This is a genomic window from Pseudomonas gessardii (genome assembly GCF_001983165.1).
GTDB classification, from domain to species: domain Bacteria; phylum Pseudomonadota; class Gammaproteobacteria; order Pseudomonadales; family Pseudomonadaceae; genus Aquipseudomonas; species Aquipseudomonas gessardii.
Map to the genome: position 1 here is coordinate 52,629 of NZ_MNPU01000002.1, position 22,524 is coordinate 75,152.

A 22,524-nucleotide genomic window follows, 5' to 3' on the forward strand; every position below is an offset into this window, starting at 1 on the left:
ATGTTCGACACCTTCTTTCACCGACAGGAGTTTTTCGATGAACCATTACGTTACCCCCGACCTGTGTGACGCCTACCCAGACCTGGTACAGGTGCTGGAGCCGATGTTCGCCAACTTTGGTGGCCGGGACTCCTTCGGTGGCCAGATCGTGACCGTCAAGTGTTTTGAAGACAACTCCCGGGTCAAGGAACAGGCCGAGCTGGAGGGCACTGGCAAAGTGCTGGTGGTTGACGGTGGTGGTTCGCTGCGCTGCGCCTTGCTGGGCGACATGATCGCCGAAAGAGCCGCGAAAAATGGCTGGGAAGGCTTGGTGATCTACGGTTGTGTGCGCGATGTCGATGTTCTCGCCCAGACCGACCTGGGCGTGCAGGCCCTGGCCAGCCACCCGAAGAAGAGTCATCGCCAGGGCGTGGGCGACCTAGGTGGGGCCGTGACCTTTGCCGGCGTGACATTCCGTCCCGGTGAATATGTCTACGCCGATAACAATGGCGTGATTGTTTCGCCCAGTCCGCTGAAAATGCCTGAATAATTGCAGTAGCCGACAGGGGTGAGGATGTTCGAGGAAGAAAACGCGCAGTGGGGGCTGGTGCATGCCCTGGTGCTGGACGGTAAAGGCGGTGCGCGTTCGATTGCCCGGACTGAGCTTGACGACCTGCAACTGCAGCCCCAGGAAAGCCTGTGGCTGCACTGGGATCGCAGTCACCCCCAGACCCAGACCTGGTTGCGCCAAGCCAGTGGCCTGAGCGAGTTTGCCTGTGATCTGCTGCTGGAGGAGAACACCCGCCCACGGCTATTGCCGTTGCCGGACGACGAGTTGTTGCTGTTTTTGCGCGGGATCAACCTCAACCCTGGGGCTGAGCCGGAAGACATGGTGTCGGTGCGTATCTTTGCCTCGGCTGACCGGGTGATCTCCCTGCGCCTGCGGCCCTTGCGCGCCACCGACGAGTTGCTGGTGCAGTTGGCGGATGGAAAAGGCCCCAGGAGCGCTTCCGAGCTGATCCTGTACATGGCGCAGTACCTGACCCATAAAGTGCAGGATCTGGTCAGCGACCTGTCTGAAATCGTCGATATCGAAGAAGAAAAACTGGATGCCGACGAACGGTATACCCCGGAACATGGCAGTGTCCTGCAGATCCGTCGGCGTGCCGCCGCGCTCAAGCGTTTCCTGGCACCGCAGCGCGATATCTTCGCGCAACTGACACGCATAAAACTGCCATGGTTCGTCGATGACGATGCCGACTACTGGAATGAATTGAATAACAGCCTGACCCGTTACCTGGAAGAGCTGGAACTGAGCCGGGAGCGCGTGGGGCTGGTGCTGGAGGCCGAGGATCGGCGTTTAAGCGTGCGCATGAACCGCACCATGTACCGCTTCGGGATCATCACCGGGATCTTTTTGCCAATGAGTTTTCTGACAGGGTTGCTGGGGATCAACGTGGGTGGCATTCCGTTCTCCGAGAGCCCCTATGGCTTCGCGGTGGCCTGCCTGTTGATGATCTCGGTGGCCCTTGGGCAGTGGTGGTTATTCCGACGTTTACGCTGGGTTTGACCTGAACGTGACCTGAATGGTGGGAGAGGTCATGTGACCCGACGAATTTTGCCCTCGTCTTTTAAATCACTTGCGAGAGGTCCCTATGCACGATCCGTTTGAACAGTCTCTGCGTGACATGCTTAATGCTTCGCCGTCCAACCGGGACGACGATGCCTGCCTGGGCCGCGTACTGAAAACTGCCAACCGCCAGGTAGGCGCGGGCGACCTGTTTGGTCTGCTCGGCCGCTGGGTGCCGGCACTGATGATGGCGCTGAACAATGGTTCGGCCCATGTATCACCTGTTTCTCGTCGTAAACCTATTGCTCGCACTGCTGATAAGGCTGATTGAATATGGAACTTGATCTCTGGACGCAGAGTCTGGTCACTGCAATGACGGCGTTGTGGACCAAGGTGGCGAATTTCATTCCCAACCTGTTTGGTGCGCTGGTGCTGGTGTTGCTGGGTTTTGTCGTGGCCAAGCTGCTCGACACCCTGCTCTCCAAATTGCTCGCCAAGCTGGGCCTCGATCGCTTGATGGCGGGCACCGGATTGACCAAGCTGCTGGGGCGCGTCGGGCTGCAAGTACCGATCTCGACCCTGATCGGCAAGATCGTCTATTGGTTTGTTTTGCTGATTTTCCTGGTTTCTGCGGCTCAATCCCTTGGACTTGAGCGAGTTTCAGCTACGCTCGACATGCTGGCGCTGTATTTGCCGAAAGTATTCGGCGGCGCGCTGGTGTTGCTGGTGGGGGTTTTGCTGGCGCAACTGGCCAATGGGCTGGTGCGCGGCGCTGCCGAAGGGGTGGGCCTGGATTATGCCAGCGGCCTGGGGCGAATCGCCCAGGGGCTGGTGATCATCATCAGTATTTCGGTGGCGATCAGCCAGTTGGAGGTCAAGACTGACCTGCTCAACCATGTGATTGTGATCGTTTTGATTACCGTTGGTCTGGCCGTTGCGTTGGCGATGGGGCTGGGAAGTCGGGGAATTGCGGGGCAGATTCTTGCGGGAATCTATGTGCGTGAGTTGTATCAGGTTGGGCAATACGTGCGTGTTGGCGAGGTCGAAGGGCAGATTGAAGAGATCGGCACGGTGAAAACTACGGTGCTGACCGATGATGGCGAACTAGTGTCGCTGTCCAATCGGGTTCTGCTGGAACAGCAGGTCAATAGCCGCTAACCCGGTAAATCCTGCTAATGTACGCCGCCGCAAACCTGGGTACCCAGGCAGTGGCGGACATTGACCTGACTGTCGGCACGACTTGTTTTGAATAAAGCCCAAACGCTGTCCACGCGCTATGACCCCCGTGAGCTCTCTGATGAGGAGTTGGTCGCGCGCTCGCACACGGAGCTGTTTCACGTAACACGCGCGTACGAAGAATTGATGCGCAGGTATCAACGCACTCTGTTCAACGTTTGTTCAAGGTATTTAGGGAACGATCGTGATGCGGATGATGTCTGTCAGGAAGTGATGCTCAAGGTGTTGTATGGCCTGAAGAACTTCGAGGGCAAATCGAAGTTCAAAACCTGGCTGTACAGCATCACGTACAACGAGTGCATCACGCAGTATCGTAAGGAACGGCGAAAGCGTCGCTTGATGGACGCCTTGAGCCTCGACCCCCTTGAGGAGGCGTCTGAAGAAAAGACGCCGGCACCCGAGGAGAAGGGCGGGCTTGATCGCTGGTTGGTGCATGTGAATCCAATTGACCGGGAAATTTTGGTGCTACGATTTGTCGCAGAACTGGAATTTCAGGAAATTGCTGACATTATGCATATGGGTTTGAGTGCTACAAAAATGCGTTACAAGCGTGCTCTTGATAAATTACGTGAGAAATTTGCGGACAGTACTGAAACTTAGTTCGGTGCAAATATCTCTTACGTGTAGGCAAGTTCTGTTAGACTTGTCGCCGAGTTGTCCCCCGGTATGTGGGACTGCTTTACAATCACCAGATGGGGATTTAACGGATGAAACTGAAAAACACCTTGGGCTTGGCCATTGGTTCTCTTATTGCCGCTACTTCTTTCGGCGTTCTGGCACAAGGCCAAGGCGCAGTTGAAGGCGAGCTGTTCTACAAGAAGCAGTACAACGATAGCGTCAAGCACATCGAAGACGGCTTCAATCCTGGCGCTCGCATCGGTTACTTCCTGACCGACGACCTGTCCTTGAACCTGTCCTACGACAAGACCAACCACACCCGTTCGAACGACGGTACTGGCAACCAGAAGATCAAAGGTGATACCGGCAGCCTGACTGCTCAGTACCACTTCGGTCAGGCTGGCGTTGACAGCCTGCGTCCATACGTAGAAGGCGGTTTCGGTCACCAGAGCCGTACCAACGTACTGGCTGACGGTCACAGCGGTCGCGATCAGACCACTCAAGCCATCATCGGCACCGGTGTTAAGTACTACTTCACCAACAACCTGTACGCTCGTGCCGGTGTTGAAGCTGACTACGGTCTGGACAACGGCAAGTGGGATTACTCCGCACTGGTCGGCCTGGGCGTAAACTTCGGCGGTAACGCTGGCGCAGCAGCTCCAGCTCCTACCCCAGCACCAGCTCCAGAGCCAGTTCCAGAGCCAGAAGCTCCGGTTGCTCAGGTTGTTCGTGTTGAGCTGGACGTGAAGTTCGACTTCGACAAGGCCACTGTTAAGCCTAACAGCTACGGCGACGTGAAAAACCTGGCCGACTTCATGGCTCAGTACCCAGCTACCAACGTAGAAGTTGCTGGTCACACTGACTCCGTCGGTCCAGACGCCTACAACCAGAAGCTGTCCCAGCGTCGTGCTGACGCTGTTAAGCAAGTCCTGGTTAAAGATGGCGTAGCTCCTAGCCGTATCACTTCGGTTGGTTACGGCGAATCCCGCCCAGTTGCTGACAACGCAACTGAAGCTGGTCGTGCTGTTAACCGTCGTGTAGAAGCGTCGGTTGAAGCTCAAGCTCAGTAATTACTGAGTGCTAGAAAAAAGCCCGGCTTAGGCCGGGCTTTTTTTCGCCTGCCATTTGCCTCAGGCGCTGGCCAGCAAGGCTGCCTCCACGGCCGTGGCCGCTACCGCGCCGATCACCAGGATGGCAGGGCTCTTCAGGGCAAACGCCTTGGCGTCCTCCTGCATGCGCGTCAGGGAGCTGCGGCATTCGCGCTGCTGGGGCAGCGAGGCGTTCTCGATCATGGCCACTGGCATATCTGCGGCCATCCCACCTTCCAGTAACTGCTGGGCAATCTCTGAAAGCTTCGCCACACCCATGTAGACCACCAGTGTCGTGCCACCCTCGGCCAGTGCCCGCCAATTCAGGCTACTGTCGTCCTGGGTATGGGCGGTGACAAGCGTTACGCCACGACTGACTCCACGCAACGTCAGCGGTATGTCGCAGTGGGTTGCACCCGCCAGGCCAGCCGTGATGCCATTGACCAATTCCACGCTCACCCCACGAGCCCGCAGCCAGCTGGCCTCTTCGCCACCTCGCCCAAAAATGCATGGATCGCCGCCCTTCAGGCGCGCCACGCATTTACCCTGGCGTGCATAACGCAGCATCAAGCGATGAATGAAATCCTGAGGCGTGGAACGGCACCCCCCGCGCTTGCCGACGGTAATCACCCGTGTCCCGGGGCAATGCTCAAGTACCGCCGGGTTGACCAAATCATCAATCAGCACCACATCGGCCTCGTGCAGGGCGCGTACCGCCTTGAGGGTCAACAACTCCGGGTCACCTGGGCCTGCGCCCACCAGCCAGACTTTTGCGTTCATCGGTATTGCCCTCGCACACTGATGGCGATTGGTTGTGAAGTGCTCGCCAATAGCCGTTTGATTTCGGGTACGCAGGAACCACATTGCGTGCCGCAGCCCAATGCTTGTTTCAGCCCGTCCAGGTCCAAGCCACGGTCAATGCCGGCGCCTATCGCGCTTTCACTGACGTTTTTGCAGTTGCAGAGAATTCTGTTACGGGTCGCTCCACCACCGGGCGGCGCGCTTAGCGGTGCCAGCAGCCAACGGCGTAATTGCTCGTCGGCCCGGCCCTCCAGCCACAGGCTTTGCAGCCAGTGGCGGGCGAGGGTTTCGCCGGCTAGGCGGATTGCGGTAATCCGGCCTTTTTCGATCTTTACCCGTTTACCGATGGAGCGCCGTGGGTCGTCATAGGCCATGACCGGGCCGTCATTGAGCCCCAGCAATTGGTCGATGTTCTGGAGCAGTTGCAGATCCGGCGCTTCGCTATGTGCCGCCCGCACCAGCAGGGCAGGCCGCTCGCGCCCCGCCAGGCTCAGGCTGACATAGGCAAAACCCTCGCACAGGGGGCGCAACGCTTCAAAGTGTTGTTGCACATCGCCCTCGATCAGCGCGAACAAGTGCCAGGGCAATTGCACGGCTTCCAGGCGCACACCGCTGTGCTTGAGCTCCGGTTGTTTCGACAAGGGGTCGAACGCCGGCTGGGTCAGTGTGTTGACGCCACCCTTGAGAAAGCGATCGCCCCAATGCATGGGCAGGAATGCCTGGCCGGGTCGTACGCTGTCATCGCGGGTCACCGCCACAATCACCTGGCCGCGACGGCTCTTGAGGTTGACCAGATCGCCCTCCTTGAGACGGTGCCGGCGCAACTCGTCCGGGTGCAGGCTGAGCAAGGCTTCGCTGGCATGGCCGAAGAGCTGCGCCGCCGTGCCGGTACGGCTCATGCCGTGCCATTGGTCACGCAGGCGGCCGGTGATCAGGGTCAGGGGAAAGCGCGCATCACGTTGCTCCTTGGCGGCGCGATATGGCTCGGCGACAAACTGCGCACGGCCACTGGCGGTCGGGAAGCGGCCGTCGATGTACAGCCGTGGCGTGCCAGCCTGCGCCTCTGTGGGAAACGGCCATTGCTGCGGGCCGATTCGGTCGAGCAGGGCGTGGCTGATGCCCGACAGGTCCAGGTCCCGACCACGAGTCAGCATCTTGAACTCGTCAAAAACCTGCGCAGGTTGCTCAAAGGCAAACAGGCTGGGCAGGCCAGGTCGCAAGCGTCGCTCCAGGCGTTGGGCGAAATCCACGGTAATCGCCCAGTCCGGCCGCGCTTCACCCGGTGGGGCAATGGCCTGGCGCACGTGGGAAATACGCCGTTCGGAGTTGGTCACCGTGCCGTCTTTTTCGCCCCAACTGGCCGCCGGCAACAACAGATCGGCAAAGGCGGCGGTTTCTGTGGTGCGGAAGGCTTCCTGCAACACCACGAACGGGCACGCGGCCAGGGCCTGGCGCACGTTGTTCTGGTCTGGCAGTGATTGCGCCGGGTTGGTGCAGGCGATCCACAGTGCCTTGATCTTGCCGGCGTTTATCTGCTCGAACAGTTCGATAGCGGTCAAACCGACGCTGGATGGCAGTTGTTCAACCCCCCAGTAGGTGGCTACTTGGGCGCGGTGCTCGGCGTTGCTGGCCTCGCGATGGCCCGGCAGCAGGTTTGACAGGCTACCGGTTTCCCGGCCACCCATGGCGTTGGGTTGGCCGGTCAGGGAAAAGGGCCCGCAACCCGGGCGGCCAATGGTGCCGGTGGCCAGGTGCAGGTTGATCAGCGCACTGTTTTTCGCGCTGCCGGCGGTGGACTGGTTCAGCCCCATGCACCACAACGACAGAAAGCTCGGCGAAGTCCCGAGCCACTCTGCACACTGGCGCAGTTGCTCAACGCTGATCCCGCACACTTGCGTGACCATCTGCGGCGTGTAGTCGTGGACCAGCCGTTTCAACTCGACCAAACCCTTGGTGTGGGCCTGGATAAAGTCGCGGTCGATCCTGCCTTCCCACAGCAACAGATGCAAAATCCCATGGAACAACGCCACATCAGTCCCCGGCAGGATCGCCAGGTGCAGATCCGCCAAGTCACAGGTGTCGGTGCGCCGGGGGTCGATGACCAGCACTTTCATGGCGGGTCGGCGCGCCTTGGCTTCTTCCAGCCGGCGAAACAGTACCGGGTGGGCGTAGGCCATGTTACTGCCGACGATCATCACGCAATCGCTGACCTCCAGGTCCTCATAGCTGCACGGCGGCGCATCGGCACCCAGGCTGCGCTTGTAGCCGACCACCGCCGAGGACATGCACAGCCGGGAATTGCTGTCGATATTGTTGGTACCCACCAGGGCCCGCGCGAGTTTGTTGAAGCTGTAGTAGTCCTCGGTCAACAGTTGCCCGGAGATATAGAACGCCACGCTGTCGGGGCCATGTTCGGCGAGGGTGTCGGCGAATACATTGGCCGCGTGTTCCAGGGCGGTGTCCCAGTCGGTGCGGCTGCGGGCCAGGTCTTTGCCCAGGCGCAACTGCGGGTACAGCGCCCGTGCCGTCAGGTCGCCGGTCAGGTGCAGGCTGGCCCCTTTGCTGCACAGTTTGCCGAAGTTGGCCGGGTGCGTCGGATCGCCGCTGACCCCGAGGATCTGCGTGTCATCATGCTCGATCAACACGCCGCAGCCGACCCCGCAGTAGCAGCAGGTCGATGCCGTGACCTGGCGGCTCATCAACCGGCGTCCCGCAGGGCCAGCATCACCCGGCCGTTTTCCACCCGGGCGTGGTGGTGATGGGCGCAGCCGATATCCGGGGCCTGGGCTTCACCGGATACCAGGTCGATCTGCCAGTTATGCAGCGGGCAGGCCACGCGTTTGCCATAGATCAGCCCCTGGGACAGCGGCCCGCCCTTGTGCGGGCAGCGGTCGTCGAGGGCGAAGACTTCATTGTCACTGGTACGAAAAATCGCGATTTGCCCTTTCGGGCCGCTGACGATGCGCGAACCCAGGGCATTGATTTCTTCGAGGGCGCAGATATCCAGCCAGTTCATAGCACTACCTCCAGCTGTTTGACGGCGATGGTGTCGAATTCCTTTTTCAGCAATGGCTGCTCCAGGCGCTCTTTCCACGGGTCTTGTTCAAACGACAGGGAAAATTGCAGGCGCTCGTTGAGGGCCTGGCGCCGCGCCGGGTCTTCCAGCACGGCCTTCTTGATATGGTCCATGCCCACCCGTTGCAGGTAGTGCACCGTGCGTTCCAGGTAGAAGGCTTCTTCGCGGTACAGCTGTAGGAAAGCGCCGTTGTACTCACGTACTTCCTCGGCGGTCTTGAGCTTGACGAAAAACTCCGCGACCTCGGTCTTGATCCCTCCGTTGCCGCCGATATACATCTCCCACCCCGAGTCGACGCCGATTATTCCCACATCCTTGATCCCGGCTTCCGAGCAGTTGCGCGGGCACCCGGACACCGCCAGCTTGACCTTGTGGGGCGACCACATATTGAACAGGTCATGCTCCAGCTCAATGCCCAGTTGCGTGGAGTTCTGCGTGCCGAAGCGACAGAACTCGCTGCCGACACAGGTCTTCACGGTACGGATGGATTTGCCGTAGGCATGCCCGGATGGCATGTCGAGGTCTTTCCACACCCCGGGCAGGTCCTGTTTCTTGATGCCCAGCAAGTCGATGCGCTGGCCACCGGTGACCTTGACCATCGGTACGTTGTACTTGTCGGCCACATCGGCAATCCGCCGCAGTTCGGAAGGGTTGGTCACACCGCCCCACATCCGTGGGACCACCGAGTAGGTGCCGTCTTTCTGGATATTGGCGTGGGCCCGTTCGTTGATCAGGCGCGACTGCGGGTCGTCACGGGCTTCGCCTGGCCAGGTGGAGATCAGGTAATAGTTCAAGGCCGGGCGGCAGGTGGCGCAGCCATTGGGCGTGCGCCAGTTCAGGTAGCTCATGGTGCCGGCGATGGTCAGCAGATGCTGGTCGCGGATGGCCTGGCGGATTTGCCCGTGGTTGAGGTCGCTGCAGCCACAAATGGCTTTTTCACTTTTGGGCTTGACGTCGGCGGCGCCGCCCACGGTATTGATCAGGATCTGCTCCACCAAGCCGGCGCAGGAGCCACAGGAGCTGGCAGCCTTGGTGTGCTTTTTTACCTCATCGACGCTGAACAGGCCCTGTTCCTGGATCGCCTTGACGATGGTGCCCTTGCACACCCCGTTGCAGCCGCAGACTTCGGCGTTGTCGGCCATGCTCATGGCTTTGTCCTGGCCCTGGTGGCCCACATCACCCAGGGCGTTTTCGCCGAACATCAGGTGATCGCGGATCTCGCCAATGCCATGGTTCTCACGGATCTGCCGGAAATACCAACCGCCATCGGCGGTGTCGCCGTACAGGCAGGCGCCGACCAGAATGTCGTCCTTGATCACCAGCTTTTTATAGACGCCACCGATGGGGTCGGACAAGGTGATGGTCTCGGTGCCTTCGCCGCCCATGAAGTCGCCGGCAGAAAACAGGTCGATGCCGGTGACTTTGAGCTTGGTCGAGGTCACCGAGCCTTTATAAGTGGCGAAGCCCAACTGCGCCAGATGGTTGGCGCAGACCTTGGCCTGCTCGAACAGCGGTGCCACCAGGCCATAGGCAATCCCGCGATGGCTGGCGCATTCGCCGATGGCATAGATGCGTGGGTCGTAGGTTTGCATGGTGTCGTTGACCAGAATCCCACGGTTGCACGGGATGCCGGACTGTTCCGCCAGCTCGGTGTTGGGGCGGATGCCGGCGGCCATTACCACCAGGTCGGCCGGGATCACCTCGCCATTTTTAAACTGCACCGAGCCTACGCGGCCGTTGCCGGCGTCATGCAGGGCCTGGGTCTGTTCGCACAGGCGGAACACCAGGCCACGGCTTTCCAGCTCGGTTTGCAGCAACTGGCCGCTGGTCTTGTCCAGTTGCCGTTCCAGCAGCCATTCGCCGATATGCACCACGGTCACGTGCATGCCGCGCAGCATCAGGCCGTTGGCCGCCTCCAGGCCGAGCAGGCCGCCACCGATGACCACGGCGTGCTTGTGGGTCTTGGCGGTGTCGATCATGGCCTGGGTGTCGGCAATGTCGCGGTAGCCAATTACGCCCTGCAAGGTGTTGCCGGGGATCGGCAGGATAAATGGGGTCGAACCGGTGGCGATCAGCAGGCGATCGTACTCGGCCTCGCTGCCATCTTCGGCGATGACTTTGCGCTTGACCCGGTCGATCTGCACCACTTTGCGGTTGAGCAGCAGTTTGATGTTGTGTTGCAGGTACCAGTCCAGGTCGTTGAGCACGATCTCTTCAAACGTCTGCTCGCCGGCCAGCACCGGCGAGAGCAGGATGCGGTTGTAGTTGGTGTGGGGCTCGGCGCCAAAGACCGTGATGTCGTACAGCTCGCTGCTCAGTTTCAGCAGCTCTTCAAGGGTGCGAACCCCGGCCATGCCGTTGCCGATCATCACCAGTTTGAGTTTTTTCATGTCGTTCTCCGCAGTGGTTCGACCAATCACGCGCAAACAAAAAAGGCGTCCCGCTAGTTACCTAGCGAGGACGCCTTTGTCCTGGTCCCGTTCTCTCGGGAAAGCCCCATCTTCGTCGTTGAAGGGTGGGCTGTATGTGGGGGTATTGGGGTAGCTAATGCAGCGCTTGTGCCAAGTCGTGAAAAGCCGGGGTTATTGGGGTTTGGGCCGGTGCGGCAAGGCTTTTTCGCACCATTTGAAGGCGCGCTGCCCAGAATTGGGCCATCGGGTTACAAGGACAGCAGATACAGCAACACTAGGTTGATCAGCACCGACACCAACGCCAGGGTTTGCCAGACCTTCAGCGGCTCGCGCTGCAGCAGCGGCCGCGGGCGCAGGCTCAGTTCGCGGCGTTCGGCCTGCTCCAGGACCAGCAGCCACTCCTCGGCGGTTTCGTAACGTTGATCGGCTTGCGCGGCCACCGAGCGCTCCAGGCTCTGCTGCAACCAGTCGGGCAGGTCCGGTCGATAACGACTGGCGCTGACGGGCGTGTTGAACCGGGGCCGCTGGAAAGCTTCGATTTCACCGTAGGGATAGTGCCCGGTCAGCAGGTAATACAAGCTCACGCCGACGCTGTACAAATCCTGCTGCGGAGTCGGACGTTCGCCGCCGAAGGCTTCGGGAGCGATAAAGCTGGGGGTGCCCGGCAGCAGGTGGGCACGGTCTTCGGATAACCCGGGGCAATAGGCCAGGCCAAAATCCAATACCCGCAGTTCGCCGTCATCGCCCAACAGCAGGTTTTCCGGCTTGATGTCGCGGTGCAGGATTTGCCGGCGATGCAGCATGCCCACCGCGCGCAGCAAACGCTCGGCGATGGACTGCCATTGCGCCAGCGGCAACGGGCCTTGCTGCTGGAACAGTTGGGCCAGGGTCTGCCCGCTGTATTCACGCATCACGTAGTACAAATGCTGACGCCCGCCGGCCGGGTGGACTTCAGGAAAGGCCCGCCCGGCCACCCGGCGCAGAAACCATTCTTCTGCGAGCAAGGCCTGGCCGGCGTCATGATCATCATCGTGGCCAGGGGGTAGGGTTTTCAGCAGCCAGGGTTGCTGCAGGGCATCGCGCACCCGGTACAGCAACGACTGGCGACTGTGCGCCAGCACGCGTTCTACCTGCCAGCCTTCAAAGGCTTGCCCGGCCTTCAGCGGTGGCGGCAACGGCCATTGCTGCAACTGCGCCAGCGCATCGCCCAGGGTCGCGGCGCCGAGCTGGTCGATGCGCACCAGCAGGGCGCTGGCGTTGTCCTGGCTGCCTGCCAGGTGCGCGGCGTTGACCAGCGTAGTGACGGCCAGGTCCAGGTCGGCCTGTTCGCGCAGGATCGCGCGGATGCTGTGATCGGCCAGGGTCGCCCACACACCGTCGCTGAGCAGCAGGAAGCATTCGCCCTGGCGCAGTTCGCCGTCGAGAAAGTCCACCACCAGGTGCTGGTCCAGGCCCAGGGCACGCTTGAGCACATGCTCCATGCCCGGTTGCTCCCAGACATGCTCTTGAGTGATGCGCAGCAGTTCACCCTCGAACCAGCGATACACCCGGCAGTCACCGACATGCGCCAGGGTAAAGCGCTGCCCGCGAAACACCAGGGCGCTGAGGGTGGTCAGCAACGGCTGGCCGCCACCATTGGCCTGTAGCCAGCGATTCTGTGCCAGCAACAAGCGGTCCAGGGCCTGGGCCACGCCCCAGGTCTGCGGCGTGGCGTAGTAGTCCAGGGCCAGGGCCTGCAAGGTCGAACGCGCGGCCAGGCCGCCGTCGGCACATTGGCTGACACCATCGGCGATAGCACACAGATAGCCCTTGCTCGCGGCCAGTTCCGGGGCCGGGGTGACCAGGCGCAGGGCGTCCTGGTTTTCCGCCCGTGGCCCGATGGCGCTGGCCTGAGCCACGCTCAGTTGCAGGCTCATCAGACTCGCGCTGCGGTGACGGCTGCCGAACCCCAGGTGGTCCTCCAGCGTCGCTTCACGCCGTACAGGCCGAACCATGCCAGCACGCCCAGGCTGGCGAACAGCCACAGCGCCAACTGGTAGCTGCCGGTGCTTTGCTTGATTGCGCCCATGCCTGCCGCCAGGGCGAAACCGCCGATGCCGCCGGCCATGCCGATCAGCCCGGTCATCACGCCAATCTCCCGGCGAAAGCGCTGGGGCACCAGTTGGAACACCGCGCCGTTACCGGCACCCAGGCCGAGCATGGTGCACACGAACAGGGCCAGTGCGGCGTAGGAGCTGGGCAGGTTGAAACCCACGGCAGCGATGCACACGGCCGCCACGCCGTACATGCCCAGCAAGGTGCGGATCCCGCCGAAACGGTCGGCCAGGGCACCGCCCAGGGGCCGCATCAGGCTGCCGCCGAACACGCAGGCGGCGGTGTAGTAGCCGGCGGTGACCGGGCTCAAGCCATATTGGTCGTTGAAGTAGCCGGGCAGGGCGCTGGCCAGGCCGATAAAACCACCGAAGGTCACGCTGTAGAAGAACATGAACCACCAACTGTCGCGGTCGCCCAGGGCCTTGAAATAGTCGGCCATGGATTTGGCTTTCGGTCGCTCGGGCGCATTGCGCGCCAGCCAGGCAAAGACCACCAGGGTCAGGATCAGCGGGATCAGGGCAAAGCCAAACACGTTGCTCCAGCCAAAGGCGGCGGCGATCAACGGCGCCAGCAGGGCGGCGAACACGGTGCCGGAGTTGCCGGCGCCGGCGATGCCCATGGCCTTGCCCTGGTGTTCGGCGGGGTACCACTGGGACGCCAGTGGCAGGGCCACGGCAAACGAGGCCCCGGCCATGCCGAGGAACAGCCCCAGCAGCAGCGCCTGTTCATAGCTGTGGATCCCCAGCTTCCAGGCACAGAACAGCGCCACAATCACGATCACCTGGCCAATCAGGCCGGCGGTCTTGGGCGACAGCTTGTCCGCCAGCATGCCCATCAAGAAGCGCAGGATCGCCCCCGCCAGGATCGGTGTGGCAACCATCAGCCCGCGTTGCTGGGTGGTCAGTTGCAGGTCGGCGGCGATCTGTACCGCCAGCGGGCCCAATAGATACCAGACCATGAAACTCAGGTCGAAATACAGGAACGCGGCAAACAAGGTCGGGGTGTGCCCGGATTTCCAGAAGCTTGATTTCATCACGCACCTCAGATGGGGGATCTTGTAGAAGGCCTGGTGATGGAACGGCCGGCCAGGGCCGCCCCACCGAAACGAAAAAACGCCGCCACCGGGTTCGCCTGGGCCAACCGGATGTGCGACGTCTTTGTCGTGGAGGGGCAACCGCCGTTGGTTACCTGTGATGTTTACATAGCAAGTCTTGCGCCAACCGTGACGCCGCCATCGCGGGCAAGCCCCACATTTAAAATGCATTCCAATGTGGAGCGGGCTTGCCCGCGATGGCGGTTTTGTAGGTGCCGCTGTCTCAGCCCAACAACTCACTCATGGCAATAATCTGCTCCGCCACCTGGATCAGCTTCTGCTGGCGGCTCATGGCCTGGCGGCGCATCAGGGTGTAGGCCTGTTCCTCGTTGCAGTCCTTCATTTTCATCAGCAAGCCCTTGGCCAGCTCGATGCGCTTGCGTTCCGCCAGTTGCTGGTCGCGGGCCTGCAGTTGTGCGCGCAGAGCCTGGTCGCTCTCGAAGCGCGCCATGGCCACGTCGAGGATCGGTTGCAGGCGCTGGGCCTGGATCCCTTCGACGATGTAGGCGCTGACCCCGGATTTGATCGCCTGACGCATCACCCCGGGGTCATGTTCGTCGGTAAACATCACGATGGGCCGCGGTTGGTCGCGGCTGACCAGCACCACTTGCTCCATCACATCGCGCCCGGGTGACTCGGTATCGATCAGAATCACATCCGGGCGCACCGTTTCGACGCGCGCCGGCAGGTCGATGGTCAGGCCGGATTCGTCGATCACCTCAAAGCCGGCCTCGGTCAGCGCGCTCCTGAGGCGCCCGACTTTGCGCGGGGTGTCATTGATCAGCAGGATTCGCAGCATGGATGGCCTCCCTTCAGCGCAGGGCGTGGCGGACAACATCGTCGGCCAGGGCATGCAGGCGGAAACTGCGGGCGTAGCCGGCCGGGTCCGAGCCGTCCCAGACCTTGCCATCGATCAATTGGCTGCTGCGCATGTCCTCGCCCCTGGCCGCTACACCCACCGCGCTTGCGGCCTGGCGATAGAGCGCCAGTTGCTGCACCTGCCGGGCAACCGCGAGGTAATCGGGGTCTTCACGCAAAAGCCCCCAGCGGCGGAACTGGGTCATGAACCACATGCCGTCGGACAGGTAAGGCAGGTTGACCTCGCCACCGCCATGGAAGCGCAGCGCGTGCCCGTCTTGCCAGTGGTTGCCCAGGCCATCGTCATAAGCCCCCAGCAGGCGCGGTTCGATGCAGTCGAGGGGCGCATCCAGGTAATCCCTGGCACTGAGCAGTTGCGCGGTGGAGCGCCGGTTCTCCAGGCTGTCGTCGATAAAGCGGCTGGCCTCCAGGATCGCCATCACCAGCACGCGGGCGGTGTTGGGGTATTGCTCGACAAACGCCTGGGTGCAGCCCAGGACTTTTTCCGGGTGATCCGGCCAGATCGCCTGGCTGGTGGCGAGGGTAAAGCCCTGGTTCTGCTGCACCGCGCTGGCGCACCAGGGTTCGCCGACGCACAGGCCGTCGATTCGCCCGGCTTGCAGGTGCGCGACCATCTGCGGCGGCGGCACCACCACACTGTCGACATCGCGCAGTGGATGGATGCCCTGGCTGGCCAGCCAGTAATACAGCCACATGGCGTGGGTGCCGGTGGGAAACGTCTGGGCGAAGGTGAGTTTTGTGCGGCTTTGGTGCACCTTGCGCGCCAGCGCCTCAGGGCGGGTCACGCCCTGCTGCTGCAGGCCCTGGGACAGGTTGATGCCTTGGCCGTTCTGGTTCAGGCCCATGAGCACTGCCATGTCGGTCGGCGCAACGCCGCCGATGCCCAGGTGCACGGCATAGATCAGGCCGTACAGGCTATGGGCGGCGTCCAGTTCGCCACTGACCAGCTTGTCGCGCAGGCCGGCCCAGGATGACTGGCGCTTGAGGTTCAAGGTCAGGCCATAGGGCTGGGCAAACCCCTGGGTCGCCGCGACCACCAGCGAGGCGCAATCGCTCAAGGCCATGAAGCCCAGGTCGAGGCTGCTCTTTTCCGGGGCATCGCTGCCGTTGACCCAGGCCAGGGGGTTATTGGCCTGGCTGTTGCCGACCTGATCAATCATCAACACCTACCTTCTGTGTGAAAAAAAAGCGCCGCTTCAGCCCCCGGCCGGTCACGACACCTTTGTCCTTGAGCCCGTTGCGTCGTTGGCGCGGGCCGCGATATGCAACCAAAGCAAGGCACATGCCACGGCGTGTGGGGGGGCGGTGGCCGATCAGGTTTTCATCAAGATTGCCGCGCAATGGCCTTTCACTATGGCGCTCCTTCATGCAACGCCACCCAGGAAACCCAACGTGCTCCTTGATCGACTGACCGCAGCCACCTGCCGTGCCTTTCTGCAGCGCGGGCTGCTGGGCGGGTTGTTGATATTCAATGCCCTGCCTGCCGTGGGCGAGACCTCCCTGGTGTGGGACGAAAGCCTGCAAGGCTTTTTCAGCCGGCTCGCGTTGCCCTTGGGCCAGCCCATCGTGGTCAGCAGGCAGGCGGCGGGCAAGCGCATTACCGGGCAGTTTGATTTTGCCAATGCGCAAGCGGTATTGGAGGCGGTGGCGTTGCAGCACGAACTGATCTGGTACAGCGACGGCCAGGTGCTGCATCTGTATGACGCGAGCGAGGCCAAGAGTTCCGGGGTGATCCTGCGGCATCTGACGGTCGACCGGTTGCGCCAGGTCATGGCGCGCTCGGGGCTGGATGAGACGCGCTACCCCCTGCGCAAGGCCGGTCCGCGATTGTTTTATGTGTCAGGCCCCGCCAATTACGTCGATCACGTTTTGCGCCTGGCCCAGCTTATGGACCGCCCGCGTCCGGCACGGCACCAGGGCTTGCCGCGAGTGGGGGTCGTCCAGGTGTTCAATGTCGACGTCGCGGACCATCAGTCCGGCACGGGGGCGCAACACGTTACCGTGCCCGGCATGGCGACGCTGCTCGAACGACGGCTTGCCGATCTGGGGCTGAAGGCAGGCCTCGGCGCAACGGTTATCGCCTACCCGCAGACCAACAGCCTGTTGATCAAGGGAAGCGAGCAGCAATTATGGCTTATCAAGCAACTGGTGGCCGAGCTGGATATACCCACGCTCGCGGTGGAGGTGGCTTCGGATGGGCCTGCGTCGCAGAAGACCCTGGCGGGGGTTAATGGCGTTTCGGCTCCCCCCGTTTCGACCCCCCTGAGCGTCGATCAATACGAGCGTGTGCGGCGTGCATTTGCACGCATCGCCGAGCAATGAACCCCAGCATGGCCAGCCCCGAACGGGGGGCGATGGTCTTGAAAGTTCCTACGAAACACTCCCGGAAAACTTTGATGCAGCGGGCTTTTTCCTAGCGTGAAATTGGCGGCGGGTTTCTATAGTCGTGATATCTCCCAGGCGTTGCGATCTCCAAAGTCAAGGCGCCGTGAATGTCAGACAGGAACAGAGGTTTGAATGGTTGCTGCAATTGAGGGCCTGGCCATGGTCTCCCTGGCCTTTGGTAGTTGGAAGTTGCAGGGTGATGGCAGGTTGACCGCCGACGGTCGCGACATTCAGTTACCGCCCAAGGAGTTTCATGTCTTGCGCCTGTTGCTGGCCACGCCCGGCGTACTGGTCACCAAAGACTATCTGTTGGAGCAGGTCTGGCCCCATGCCGATATTGCCGAGGAATCCCTGACCCGTTGCATCTACGCGTTGCGCAAGCAAATGCAGGGCGACAGGCGATTGATTGCGACGGTGTATGGCCGCGGCTATCGCTTCAATGGCCGGGTGCGGGTGATCGAACGGCCTGACCAGGCGGCGCCGACGGTAAGTGCCCCACCCCGTATTTGCCCGGCCTGTGGATGGTGCGCCGAACTGGGTGTCGAGCGGGTATGAGGCGAGCCGCCAGGCTGGGATTGCTGCTGTTTATCCTGGGTGGGGCGAGTGAGGCCAGGGCTTATTGTTGGGCCGAGGTCGCCCGCCAGTACGATATCGAGCCGGAGTTGCTGCAGGCCATTGCCGCCGTGGAGTCTGGCTATCGCGCCGAAGCCATGAACTACAGCAATAACAACGGCACCCGCGACATTGGCCTGATGCAAATCAACAGCATCCATCTGCCGCGCCTGCTCAAGCTGGGGATTACCGAGCAGCGGCTGCTGGATGAGCCGTGCCTGTCGGTGGAGGTGGGAGCCTCGATCCTGGCCGACTTCATCAAGCAGTTTGGCTACAACTGGACCGCCGTGGGGGCCTACAACGTCGGGCCAGGCGCTGGGCCCGAGCGTGACGCGCTGCGTCTGCGTTATGCGCAGAAGATCTGGGCGCGCTACGAAGAATTGATGGCCCACCGCAAAGGATGAACGAGCGTCGGGTGTGCCATGCCTCGCACGTACCCGCCACCCCGGCTATAATCGCCGCCACCTTTCGCCGCCATCCGAGTCAAGCCCGCCCATGTATACCCTGGCCCGCCAGCTGTTGTTCAAACTCTCCCCGGAAACTTCCCACGATCTGTCCCTGGACCTGATCGGCGCGGGTGGCCGCCTGGGGCTCAATGGCCTGGTGTGCAAGGCGCCGGCGAAGATGCCGGTGTCGGTGATGGGGCTCGACTTCCCCAACCCGGTTGGCCTGGCGGCTGGCCTGGACAAGAACGGCGCGGCCATCGACGGCTTTGCGCAGTTGGGGTTTGGCTTTGTCGAGATCGGCACGGTTACGCCGCGCCCACAGCCGGGCAACCCCAAACCGCGCATTTTCCGCCTGCCGGAGGCCGAGGCGATCATCAATCGCATGGGCTTCAACAACCTGGGGGTCGATCACTTGCTGTCGCGGGTCCAGGCCGCCAAATACAAGGGCATCCTGGGGATCAATATCGGCAAGAACTTCGATACCCCCGTGGAACGTGCGGTGGATGACTACCTGATCTGCCTGGACAAGGTCTACGCCCACGCCAGCTATGTGACGGTCAACGTCAGCTCGCCCAACACCCCGGGCCTGCGCAGCCTGCAGTTTGGCGATTCCCTCAAGCAACTGCTTGAAGCCTTGCGCCAGCGCCAGGAAGACCTGGCGGTACGCCATGGCAAGCGCGTGCCGTTGGCGATCAAGATCGCCCCGGACATGAGCGACGAAGAAACCGTGCTGGTGGCCCAGGCCCTGGTGGATTCGGGGATGGACGCGGTGATTGCGACCAACACCACCCTCAGCCGTGCCGGCGTCGAAGGCCTGGCCTACGGTGACGAGGCCGGTGGGCTGTCCGGTGCGCCGGTGCGTGACCAGAGCACCCATATCGTCAAGGTGCTGGCGGCCGAGTTGGCCGGGCGTTTACCGATCATTGCCGTGGGCGGGATCACCGAAGGCAAACACGCGGCCGAGAAAATCGCCGCCGGTGCCAGCCTGGTGCAGCTGTATTCTGGGTTTATCTACAAGGGGCCGGCGTTGATTCGCCAGGCGGTGGACGCCATCGCGGCGTTACCCAAAGCCTGAACCCATAAAAAAGGGCTCCTCGAAGGAGCCCCTGGGCCGAAGCCCGCCGCCCGGATGGGGCGTGCGTGGTTAAGTTGTTACATTCTTCAAGGTGTTTGTCGGAATTTAAGTGCCCTGATTAGCCGACGGCGTGAAGTTCGTTGAGTCTGTGGATCCCCGCAGTGCCGGTCATACCGTCCCAGTTGTCGCCGCGTCCTTCGCGCCAGCCGTTGATCCAGGCTTGGCGTACTGACGGTAGAGTAAATGGGCAAAGCTCACGGGATTTGCCATGAACGCCATACTGATATCCGCGTAAAAATGCTCTTTCCAACGGATCACGCTTAAGTCTTCTCATAGGGTGTTTCCCTCACTTGTTGACTGTCTTGATATCCTTCGACCTCATCCGAGGTCGGGCAGAGTTTTTCTGCCGTTGGTGTGGCTCGCTGCCGGCGTGGCGAGCCGATGTGTCAGCGTCGTTGCGGCGCTAACCTGTGTTGAGTTCTAACCAATAGGTCACATGGTTTCAATGATCGTTTTGTCATAAGCACGTAACGATAATGATGCTATAGCCATAAGCTGGTGGGGCTTTTCGTCCCATTTATTGGGCAAAGCCAGCTATGATGTGCCCTGTATAGAGGATGGGTTTAATCCTTCAGTGAGAATACCCGCCGCTTGCAGTCGGTTATTATTCGACGAAGGGTCGGAATATTTCCTTTTGTTGCAAACATTCTCGATCTGCCCCGGCAATCAAGGCCTACAGGCCTGGACACCGGGGTGGAACGGCACACATTCGTGCCACGCGAGCGCTCTTCAAGAAAAGCGCTTGATTGAAAACCGAACGCGCGATGCGTCGCCCGTTCACTTATTGCTGAAAAGCCTGGAATCCCCATGTCGGACCGTTACGAACTCTTCCTCACTTGCCCCAAGGGCCTCGAAGGCCTGCTGATCGAGGAAGCCGTCGGGCTTGGCCTTGAAGACGCGCGCGAGCACACCTCGGCCGTGCGCGGCATGGCCGACATGGAAACCGCCTATCGCCTGTGCCTCTGGTCGCGCCTGGCCAACCGTGTGTTGCTGGTGCTCAAGCGCTTCCCGATGAAGGATGCCGAAGACCTGTACCACGGCGTACTGGATATCGAATGGCAAGACCATATGGTCCCTGACGGCACCCTGGCGGTGGAGTTCAGCGGCCACGGTTCGGGTATCGACAACACCCACTTCGGCGCGCTGAAGGTCAAGGACGCGATTGTCGACAAGCTGCGCACCCCGACCGGCGAGCGTCCGTCCATCGACAAGATCAACCCCGACCTGCGCATTCACCTGCGCCTGGACCGTGGCGAAGCGATCCTCTCCCTCGACCTGTCCGGCCACAGCCTGCACCAGCGCGGTTACCGCCTGCAGCAGGGCGCGGCACCGTTGAAGGAAAACCTCGCGGCGGCGATTCTGATCCGTGCCGGTTGGCCGCGCATTGCCGCGGAAAATGGCGCGCTGACCGACCCGATGTGCGGCGTCGGCACCTTCCTGGTCGAAGGCGCGATGATCGCCGCCGACATGGCCCCCAACCTCAATCGCGAGCAGTGGGGTTTCACCGCCTGGCTCGGCCACGTGCCGGCGCTGTGGAAAAAACTCCACACCGAGGCCAGCGAGCGCGCAGCCATCGGCATGAACAAGCCGCCCCTGTGGATCCGTGGTTACGAAGCCGACCCGCGCCTGATCCAGCCCGCGCGCAACAACATCGAGCGTGCTGGCCTGAGCCACTGGATCAAGATCTACCAGGGCGAAGTCGGCACCTTCGAGCCGCGCCCGGACCAGAACCAGAAAGGCCTGGTGATCTGCAACCCGCCCTACGGCGAACGCCTGGGTGATGAAGCCAGCCTGTTGTACCTCTACCAGAACCTTGGCGAGCGTCTGCGCCAGGCGTGCATGGGCTGGGAAGCGGCGGTGTTTACCGGCGCCCCGGACCTGGGCAAGCGCATGGGCATTCGTAGCCACAAACAGTACTCGTTCTGGAACGGCGCCTTGCCGTGCAAGCTGCTGCTGATCAAGGTCAACCCGGACCAGTTCGTCACCGGCGAGCGCCGCACCCCGGAACAGCGCCAGGCCGAACGTGAGCAGGCCGCCTACGACCAGGCCCCGACCGAGCCGCAAGAGCGCCAGTACAACAAGAACGGCAACCCGATCAAGCCCGCGCCGGTCCCGGCTCCGGTGGTTGAGCAGGCGCGCTTGAGCGAAGGCGGGCAGATGTTTGCCAACCGCCTGCAAAAGAACCTCAAACTGCTGGGCAAGTGGGCCAAGCGCGAGGGGGTCGATTGCTACCGCGTGTACGATGCCGATATGCCGGAATACTCCATGGCCATCGACCTGTACCACGACTGGGTGCACGTCCAGGAATACGTGGCGCCCAAATCCATCGACCCGGAGAAAGCCTCGGCGCGCATGTTCGATGCCCTGGCCGCGATTCCCCAGGCGTTGAACATCGACAAGAGCCGGGTGGTGGTCAAGCGCCGCGAGCGTCAGAGCGGCACCAAGCAGTACGAGCGCCAGAGCGCCCAGGGCAAGTTCACCGAGGTCAGCGAAGGCGGGGTGAAGCTGCTGGTCAACCTGACCGACTACCTGGACACCGGCCTGTTCCTCGACCACCGCCCGATGCGCATGCGCATCCAGAAAGAAGCCGCCGGCAAGCGCTTCCTCAACCTGTATTGCTACACTGCTACCGCCAGTGTGCACGCGGCCAAGGGCGGTGCGCGCAGCACCACCAGCGTCGATCTGTCGAAAACCTACCTGGACTGGGCACGGCGCAACCTGTCACTCAATGGCTTCTCCGACAAGAACCGCCTGGAGCAGGGGGATGTGATGGCATGGCTGGAAGCCAGCCGTGATGAGTTCGACCTGATCTTCATCGACCCGCCGACCTTCTCCAACTCCAAGCGCATGGAAGGTGTGTTCGACGTCCAGCGTGACCATGTGCAATTGCTCGACCTGGCCATGGCCCGCCTGGCACCGGGCGGGGTGCTGTACTTCTCCAACAACTTCCGCAAGTTCCAGTTGGAAGACAACCTGGGCGAGCGTTATGCCGTCGAGGACATCAGCGATAAAACCATCGACCCGGATTTTGCCCGTAACGCGAAAATCCACCGCGCCTGGAAAATCACCGCGCGTTGATCGGCCTTGAAGCCGCAGGCCTG

The 22,524-nt window shown here is 61.6% G+C and carries 21 protein-coding genes; 11 read left to right on the forward strand and 10 right to left on the reverse strand.

Features of this window, described 5'->3' with window-relative positions:
- The first annotated feature begins 37 nt into the window (after nt 1–37).
- From rraA to BLL38_RS02505, 6 genes are all read left to right on the forward strand, one after another.
- Complete coding sequence (rraA, locus tag BLL38_RS02480; RefSeq protein WP_076961193.1) at nt 38–529, forward strand: ribonuclease E activity regulator RraA; 492 nt, start codon at nt 38–40, stop codon at nt 527–529.
- Between the two features lie 24 nt (nt 530–553).
- Entirely contained in the window at nt 554–1,549 is a 996-nt protein-coding gene (locus tag BLL38_RS02485) for a zinc transporter ZntB (protein ID WP_076961194.1), read from the forward strand.
- 85 nt (nt 1,550–1,634) lie between these two features.
- A complete protein-coding gene (locus BLL38_RS02490) occupies nt 1,635–1,880 on the forward strand; it encodes a hypothetical protein (protein WP_038442312.1) in 246 nt (81 codons plus the stop codon).
- Nucleotides 1,881–1,882: 2 nt separating this feature from the next.
- Nucleotides 1,883–2,707 carry a mechanosensitive ion channel family protein gene (locus tag BLL38_RS02495; RefSeq protein ID WP_076961195.1) on the forward strand — a complete coding sequence of 275 codons (825 nt, stop codon included), beginning with the start codon at nt 1,883–1,885 and terminating at the stop codon, nt 2,705–2,707.
- Between the two features lie 87 nt (nt 2,708–2,794).
- Entirely contained in the window at nt 2,795–3,385 is a 591-nt protein-coding gene (gene sigX, locus BLL38_RS02500; protein WP_038442311.1) for an RNA polymerase sigma factor SigX, read from the forward strand.
- Nucleotides 3,386–3,492: 107 nt separating this feature from the next.
- Nucleotides 3,493–4,473 carry an OmpA family protein gene (locus BLL38_RS02505; protein WP_076961196.1) on the forward strand — a complete coding sequence of 327 codons (981 nt, stop codon included), beginning with the start codon at nt 3,493–3,495 and terminating at the stop codon, nt 4,471–4,473.
- A 60-nt stretch (nt 4,474–4,533) separates the two neighbouring features.
- On the opposite strand, the gene cobA is transcribed toward BLL38_RS02505, so the two are convergent.
- The 9 genes from cobA to BLL38_RS30280 form a co-directional block, all read right to left on the reverse strand.
- Nucleotides 4,534–5,271 carry a uroporphyrinogen-III C-methyltransferase gene (cobA, locus tag BLL38_RS02510; protein ID WP_076961197.1) on the reverse strand — a complete coding sequence of 246 codons (738 nt, stop codon included), beginning with the start codon at nt 5,269–5,271 and terminating at the stop codon, nt 4,534–4,536.
- Entirely contained in the window at nt 5,268–7,991 is a 2,724-nt protein-coding gene (locus BLL38_RS02515; protein ID WP_076961198.1) for a nitrate reductase, read from the reverse strand. The genes cobA and BLL38_RS02515 overlap by 4 nt, the downstream gene beginning before the upstream one ends.
- Nucleotides 7,991–8,308 carry a nitrite reductase small subunit NirD gene (nirD, locus tag BLL38_RS02520; protein WP_076961199.1) on the reverse strand — a complete coding sequence of 106 codons (318 nt, stop codon included), beginning with the start codon at nt 8,306–8,308 and terminating at the stop codon, nt 7,991–7,993. The genes BLL38_RS02515 and nirD overlap by 1 nt, the downstream gene beginning before the upstream one ends.
- Nucleotides 8,305–10,758: a nitrite reductase large subunit NirB gene (gene nirB, locus BLL38_RS02525; RefSeq protein ID WP_076961200.1), complete on the reverse strand. Its 2,454-nt coding sequence runs from the start codon at nt 10,756–10,758 to the stop codon at nt 8,305–8,307. The genes nirD and nirB overlap by 4 nt, the downstream gene beginning before the upstream one ends.
- A gap of 269 nt (nt 10,759–11,027) precedes the next feature.
- Nucleotides 11,028–12,695, reverse strand: a complete 1,668-nt coding sequence (locus BLL38_RS02530) for a bifunctional protein-serine/threonine kinase/phosphatase (RefSeq protein ID WP_076961201.1) — start codon at nt 12,693–12,695, stop codon at nt 11,028–11,030.
- On the reverse strand, nt 12,695–13,906 hold the full coding sequence (locus tag BLL38_RS02535; RefSeq protein WP_076961202.1) for a nitrate/nitrite transporter: 1,212 nt from the start codon (nt 13,904–13,906) through the stop codon (nt 12,695–12,697). Before BLL38_RS02535 ends, BLL38_RS02530 begins: the two co-directional genes overlap by 1 nt.
- Nucleotides 13,907–14,189: 283 nt before the next feature.
- Complete coding sequence (locus tag BLL38_RS02540; protein WP_076961203.1) at nt 14,190–14,765, reverse strand: ANTAR domain-containing response regulator; 576 nt, start codon at nt 14,763–14,765, stop codon at nt 14,190–14,192.
- 13 nt (nt 14,766–14,778) lie between these two features.
- Entirely contained in the window at nt 14,779–16,005 is a 1,227-nt protein-coding gene (locus BLL38_RS02545; RefSeq protein ID WP_076961204.1) for a CmpA/NrtA family ABC transporter substrate-binding protein, read from the reverse strand.
- Complete coding sequence (locus BLL38_RS30280; protein WP_076961205.1) at nt 15,998–16,213, reverse strand: hypothetical protein; 216 nt, start codon at nt 16,211–16,213, stop codon at nt 15,998–16,000. The genes BLL38_RS02545 and BLL38_RS30280 overlap by 8 nt, the downstream gene beginning before the upstream one ends.
- A gap of 24 nt (nt 16,214–16,237) precedes the next feature.
- Here BLL38_RS30280 and BLL38_RS02555 point away from each other — a divergent pair, with 24 nt between their 5' ends.
- The 4 genes from BLL38_RS02555 to BLL38_RS02570 all read left to right on the forward strand — a co-directional run bounded on the left by BLL38_RS02555 (nt 16,238) and on the right by BLL38_RS02570 (nt 19,363).
- Complete coding sequence (locus BLL38_RS02555) at nt 16,238–17,167, forward strand: secretin N-terminal domain-containing protein (RefSeq protein WP_076961206.1); 930 nt, start codon at nt 16,238–16,240, stop codon at nt 17,165–17,167.
- A 195-nt stretch (nt 17,168–17,362) separates the two neighbouring features.
- Nucleotides 17,363–17,785: a winged helix-turn-helix domain-containing protein gene (locus BLL38_RS02560; protein WP_076961207.1), complete on the forward strand. Its 423-nt coding sequence runs from the start codon at nt 17,363–17,365 to the stop codon at nt 17,783–17,785.
- Nucleotides 17,782–18,246: a transglycosylase SLT domain-containing protein gene (locus BLL38_RS02565; RefSeq protein ID WP_076961208.1), complete on the forward strand. Its 465-nt coding sequence runs from the start codon at nt 17,782–17,784 to the stop codon at nt 18,244–18,246. The genes BLL38_RS02560 and BLL38_RS02565 overlap by 4 nt, the downstream gene beginning before the upstream one ends.
- A 91-nt stretch (nt 18,247–18,337) precedes the next feature.
- Nucleotides 18,338–19,363 (forward strand): quinone-dependent dihydroorotate dehydrogenase, encoded by a 1,026-nt coding sequence (locus BLL38_RS02570; RefSeq protein WP_076961209.1) that lies wholly within the window; start codon nt 18,338–18,340, stop codon nt 19,361–19,363.
- Between the two features lie 118 nt (nt 19,364–19,481).
- Here the strand turns inward: BLL38_RS02570 and rmf are convergent, their stop codons facing one another.
- On the reverse strand, nt 19,482–19,697 hold the full coding sequence (rmf, locus tag BLL38_RS02575; protein ID WP_002553055.1) for a ribosome modulation factor: 216 nt from the start codon (nt 19,695–19,697) through the stop codon (nt 19,482–19,484).
- Nucleotides 19,698–20,230: 533 nt separating this feature from the next.
- On the opposite strand from rmf, the gene rlmKL reads away from it, so the two are divergent.
- Nucleotides 20,231–22,501, forward strand: coding sequence for a bifunctional 23S rRNA (guanine(2069)-N(7))-methyltransferase RlmK/23S rRNA (guanine(2445)-N(2))-methyltransferase RlmL (rlmKL, locus tag BLL38_RS02585; RefSeq protein WP_076961210.1), 2,271 nt, complete (start codon nt 20,231–20,233; stop codon nt 22,499–22,501).
- The last annotated feature ends 23 nt before the right edge of the window (nt 22,502–22,524 follow it).

What these genes read in the sequence shown, in the direction of transcription:
- cobA (WP_076961197.1), bottom strand. Translation starts at nt 5,271, where the DNA reads ATGAACGCAAAAGTCTGGCTGGTGGGCGCAGGCCCAGGTGACCCGGAG.
- BLL38_RS02570 (WP_076961209.1), top strand. Translation starts at nt 18,338, where the DNA reads ATGTATACCCTGGCCCGCCAGCTGTTGTTCAAACTCTCCCCGGAAACT.
- BLL38_RS30280 (WP_076961205.1), bottom strand. Translation starts at nt 16,213, where the DNA reads ATGAAGGAGCGCCATAGTGAAAGGCCATTGCGCGGCAATCTTGATGAA.
- BLL38_RS02545 (WP_076961204.1), bottom strand. Translation starts at nt 16,005, where the DNA reads ATGATTGATCAGGTCGGCAACAGCCAGGCCAATAACCCCCTGGCCTGG.
- rraA (WP_076961193.1), top strand. Translation starts at nt 38, where the DNA reads ATGAACCATTACGTTACCCCCGACCTGTGTGACGCCTACCCAGACCTG.
- nirB (WP_076961200.1), bottom strand. Translation starts at nt 10,758, where the DNA reads ATGAAAAAACTCAAACTGGTGATGATCGGCAACGGCATGGCCGGGGTT.
- BLL38_RS02515 (WP_076961198.1), bottom strand. Translation starts at nt 7,991, where the DNA reads ATGAGCCGCCAGGTCACGGCATCGACCTGCTGCTACTGCGGGGTCGGC.
- BLL38_RS02485 (WP_076961194.1), top strand. Translation starts at nt 554, where the DNA reads ATGTTCGAGGAAGAAAACGCGCAGTGGGGGCTGGTGCATGCCCTGGTG.
- rmf (WP_002553055.1), bottom strand. Translation starts at nt 19,697, where the DNA reads ATGAGAAGACTTAAGCGTGATCCGTTGGAAAGAGCATTTTTACGCGGA.
- nirD (WP_076961199.1), bottom strand. Translation starts at nt 8,308, where the DNA reads ATGAACTGGCTGGATATCTGCGCCCTCGAAGAAATCAATGCCCTGGGT.
- BLL38_RS02540 (WP_076961203.1), bottom strand. Translation starts at nt 14,765, where the DNA reads ATGCTGCGAATCCTGCTGATCAATGACACCCCGCGCAAAGTCGGGCGC.
- BLL38_RS02565 (WP_076961208.1), top strand. Translation starts at nt 17,782, where the DNA reads ATGAGGCGAGCCGCCAGGCTGGGATTGCTGCTGTTTATCCTGGGTGGG.
- BLL38_RS02535 (WP_076961202.1), bottom strand. Translation starts at nt 13,906, where the DNA reads ATGAAATCAAGCTTCTGGAAATCCGGGCACACCCCGACCTTGTTTGCC.
- rlmKL (WP_076961210.1), top strand. Translation starts at nt 20,231, where the DNA reads ATGTCGGACCGTTACGAACTCTTCCTCACTTGCCCCAAGGGCCTCGAA.
- BLL38_RS02505 (WP_076961196.1), top strand. Translation starts at nt 3,493, where the DNA reads ATGAAACTGAAAAACACCTTGGGCTTGGCCATTGGTTCTCTTATTGCC.
- BLL38_RS02490 (WP_038442312.1), top strand. Translation starts at nt 1,635, where the DNA reads ATGCACGATCCGTTTGAACAGTCTCTGCGTGACATGCTTAATGCTTCG.
- BLL38_RS02560 (WP_076961207.1), top strand. Translation starts at nt 17,363, where the DNA reads ATGGTTGCTGCAATTGAGGGCCTGGCCATGGTCTCCCTGGCCTTTGGT.
- BLL38_RS02495 (WP_076961195.1), top strand. Translation starts at nt 1,883, where the DNA reads ATGGAACTTGATCTCTGGACGCAGAGTCTGGTCACTGCAATGACGGCG.
- BLL38_RS02530 (WP_076961201.1), bottom strand. Translation starts at nt 12,695, where the DNA reads ATGAGCCTGCAACTGAGCGTGGCTCAGGCCAGCGCCATCGGGCCACGG.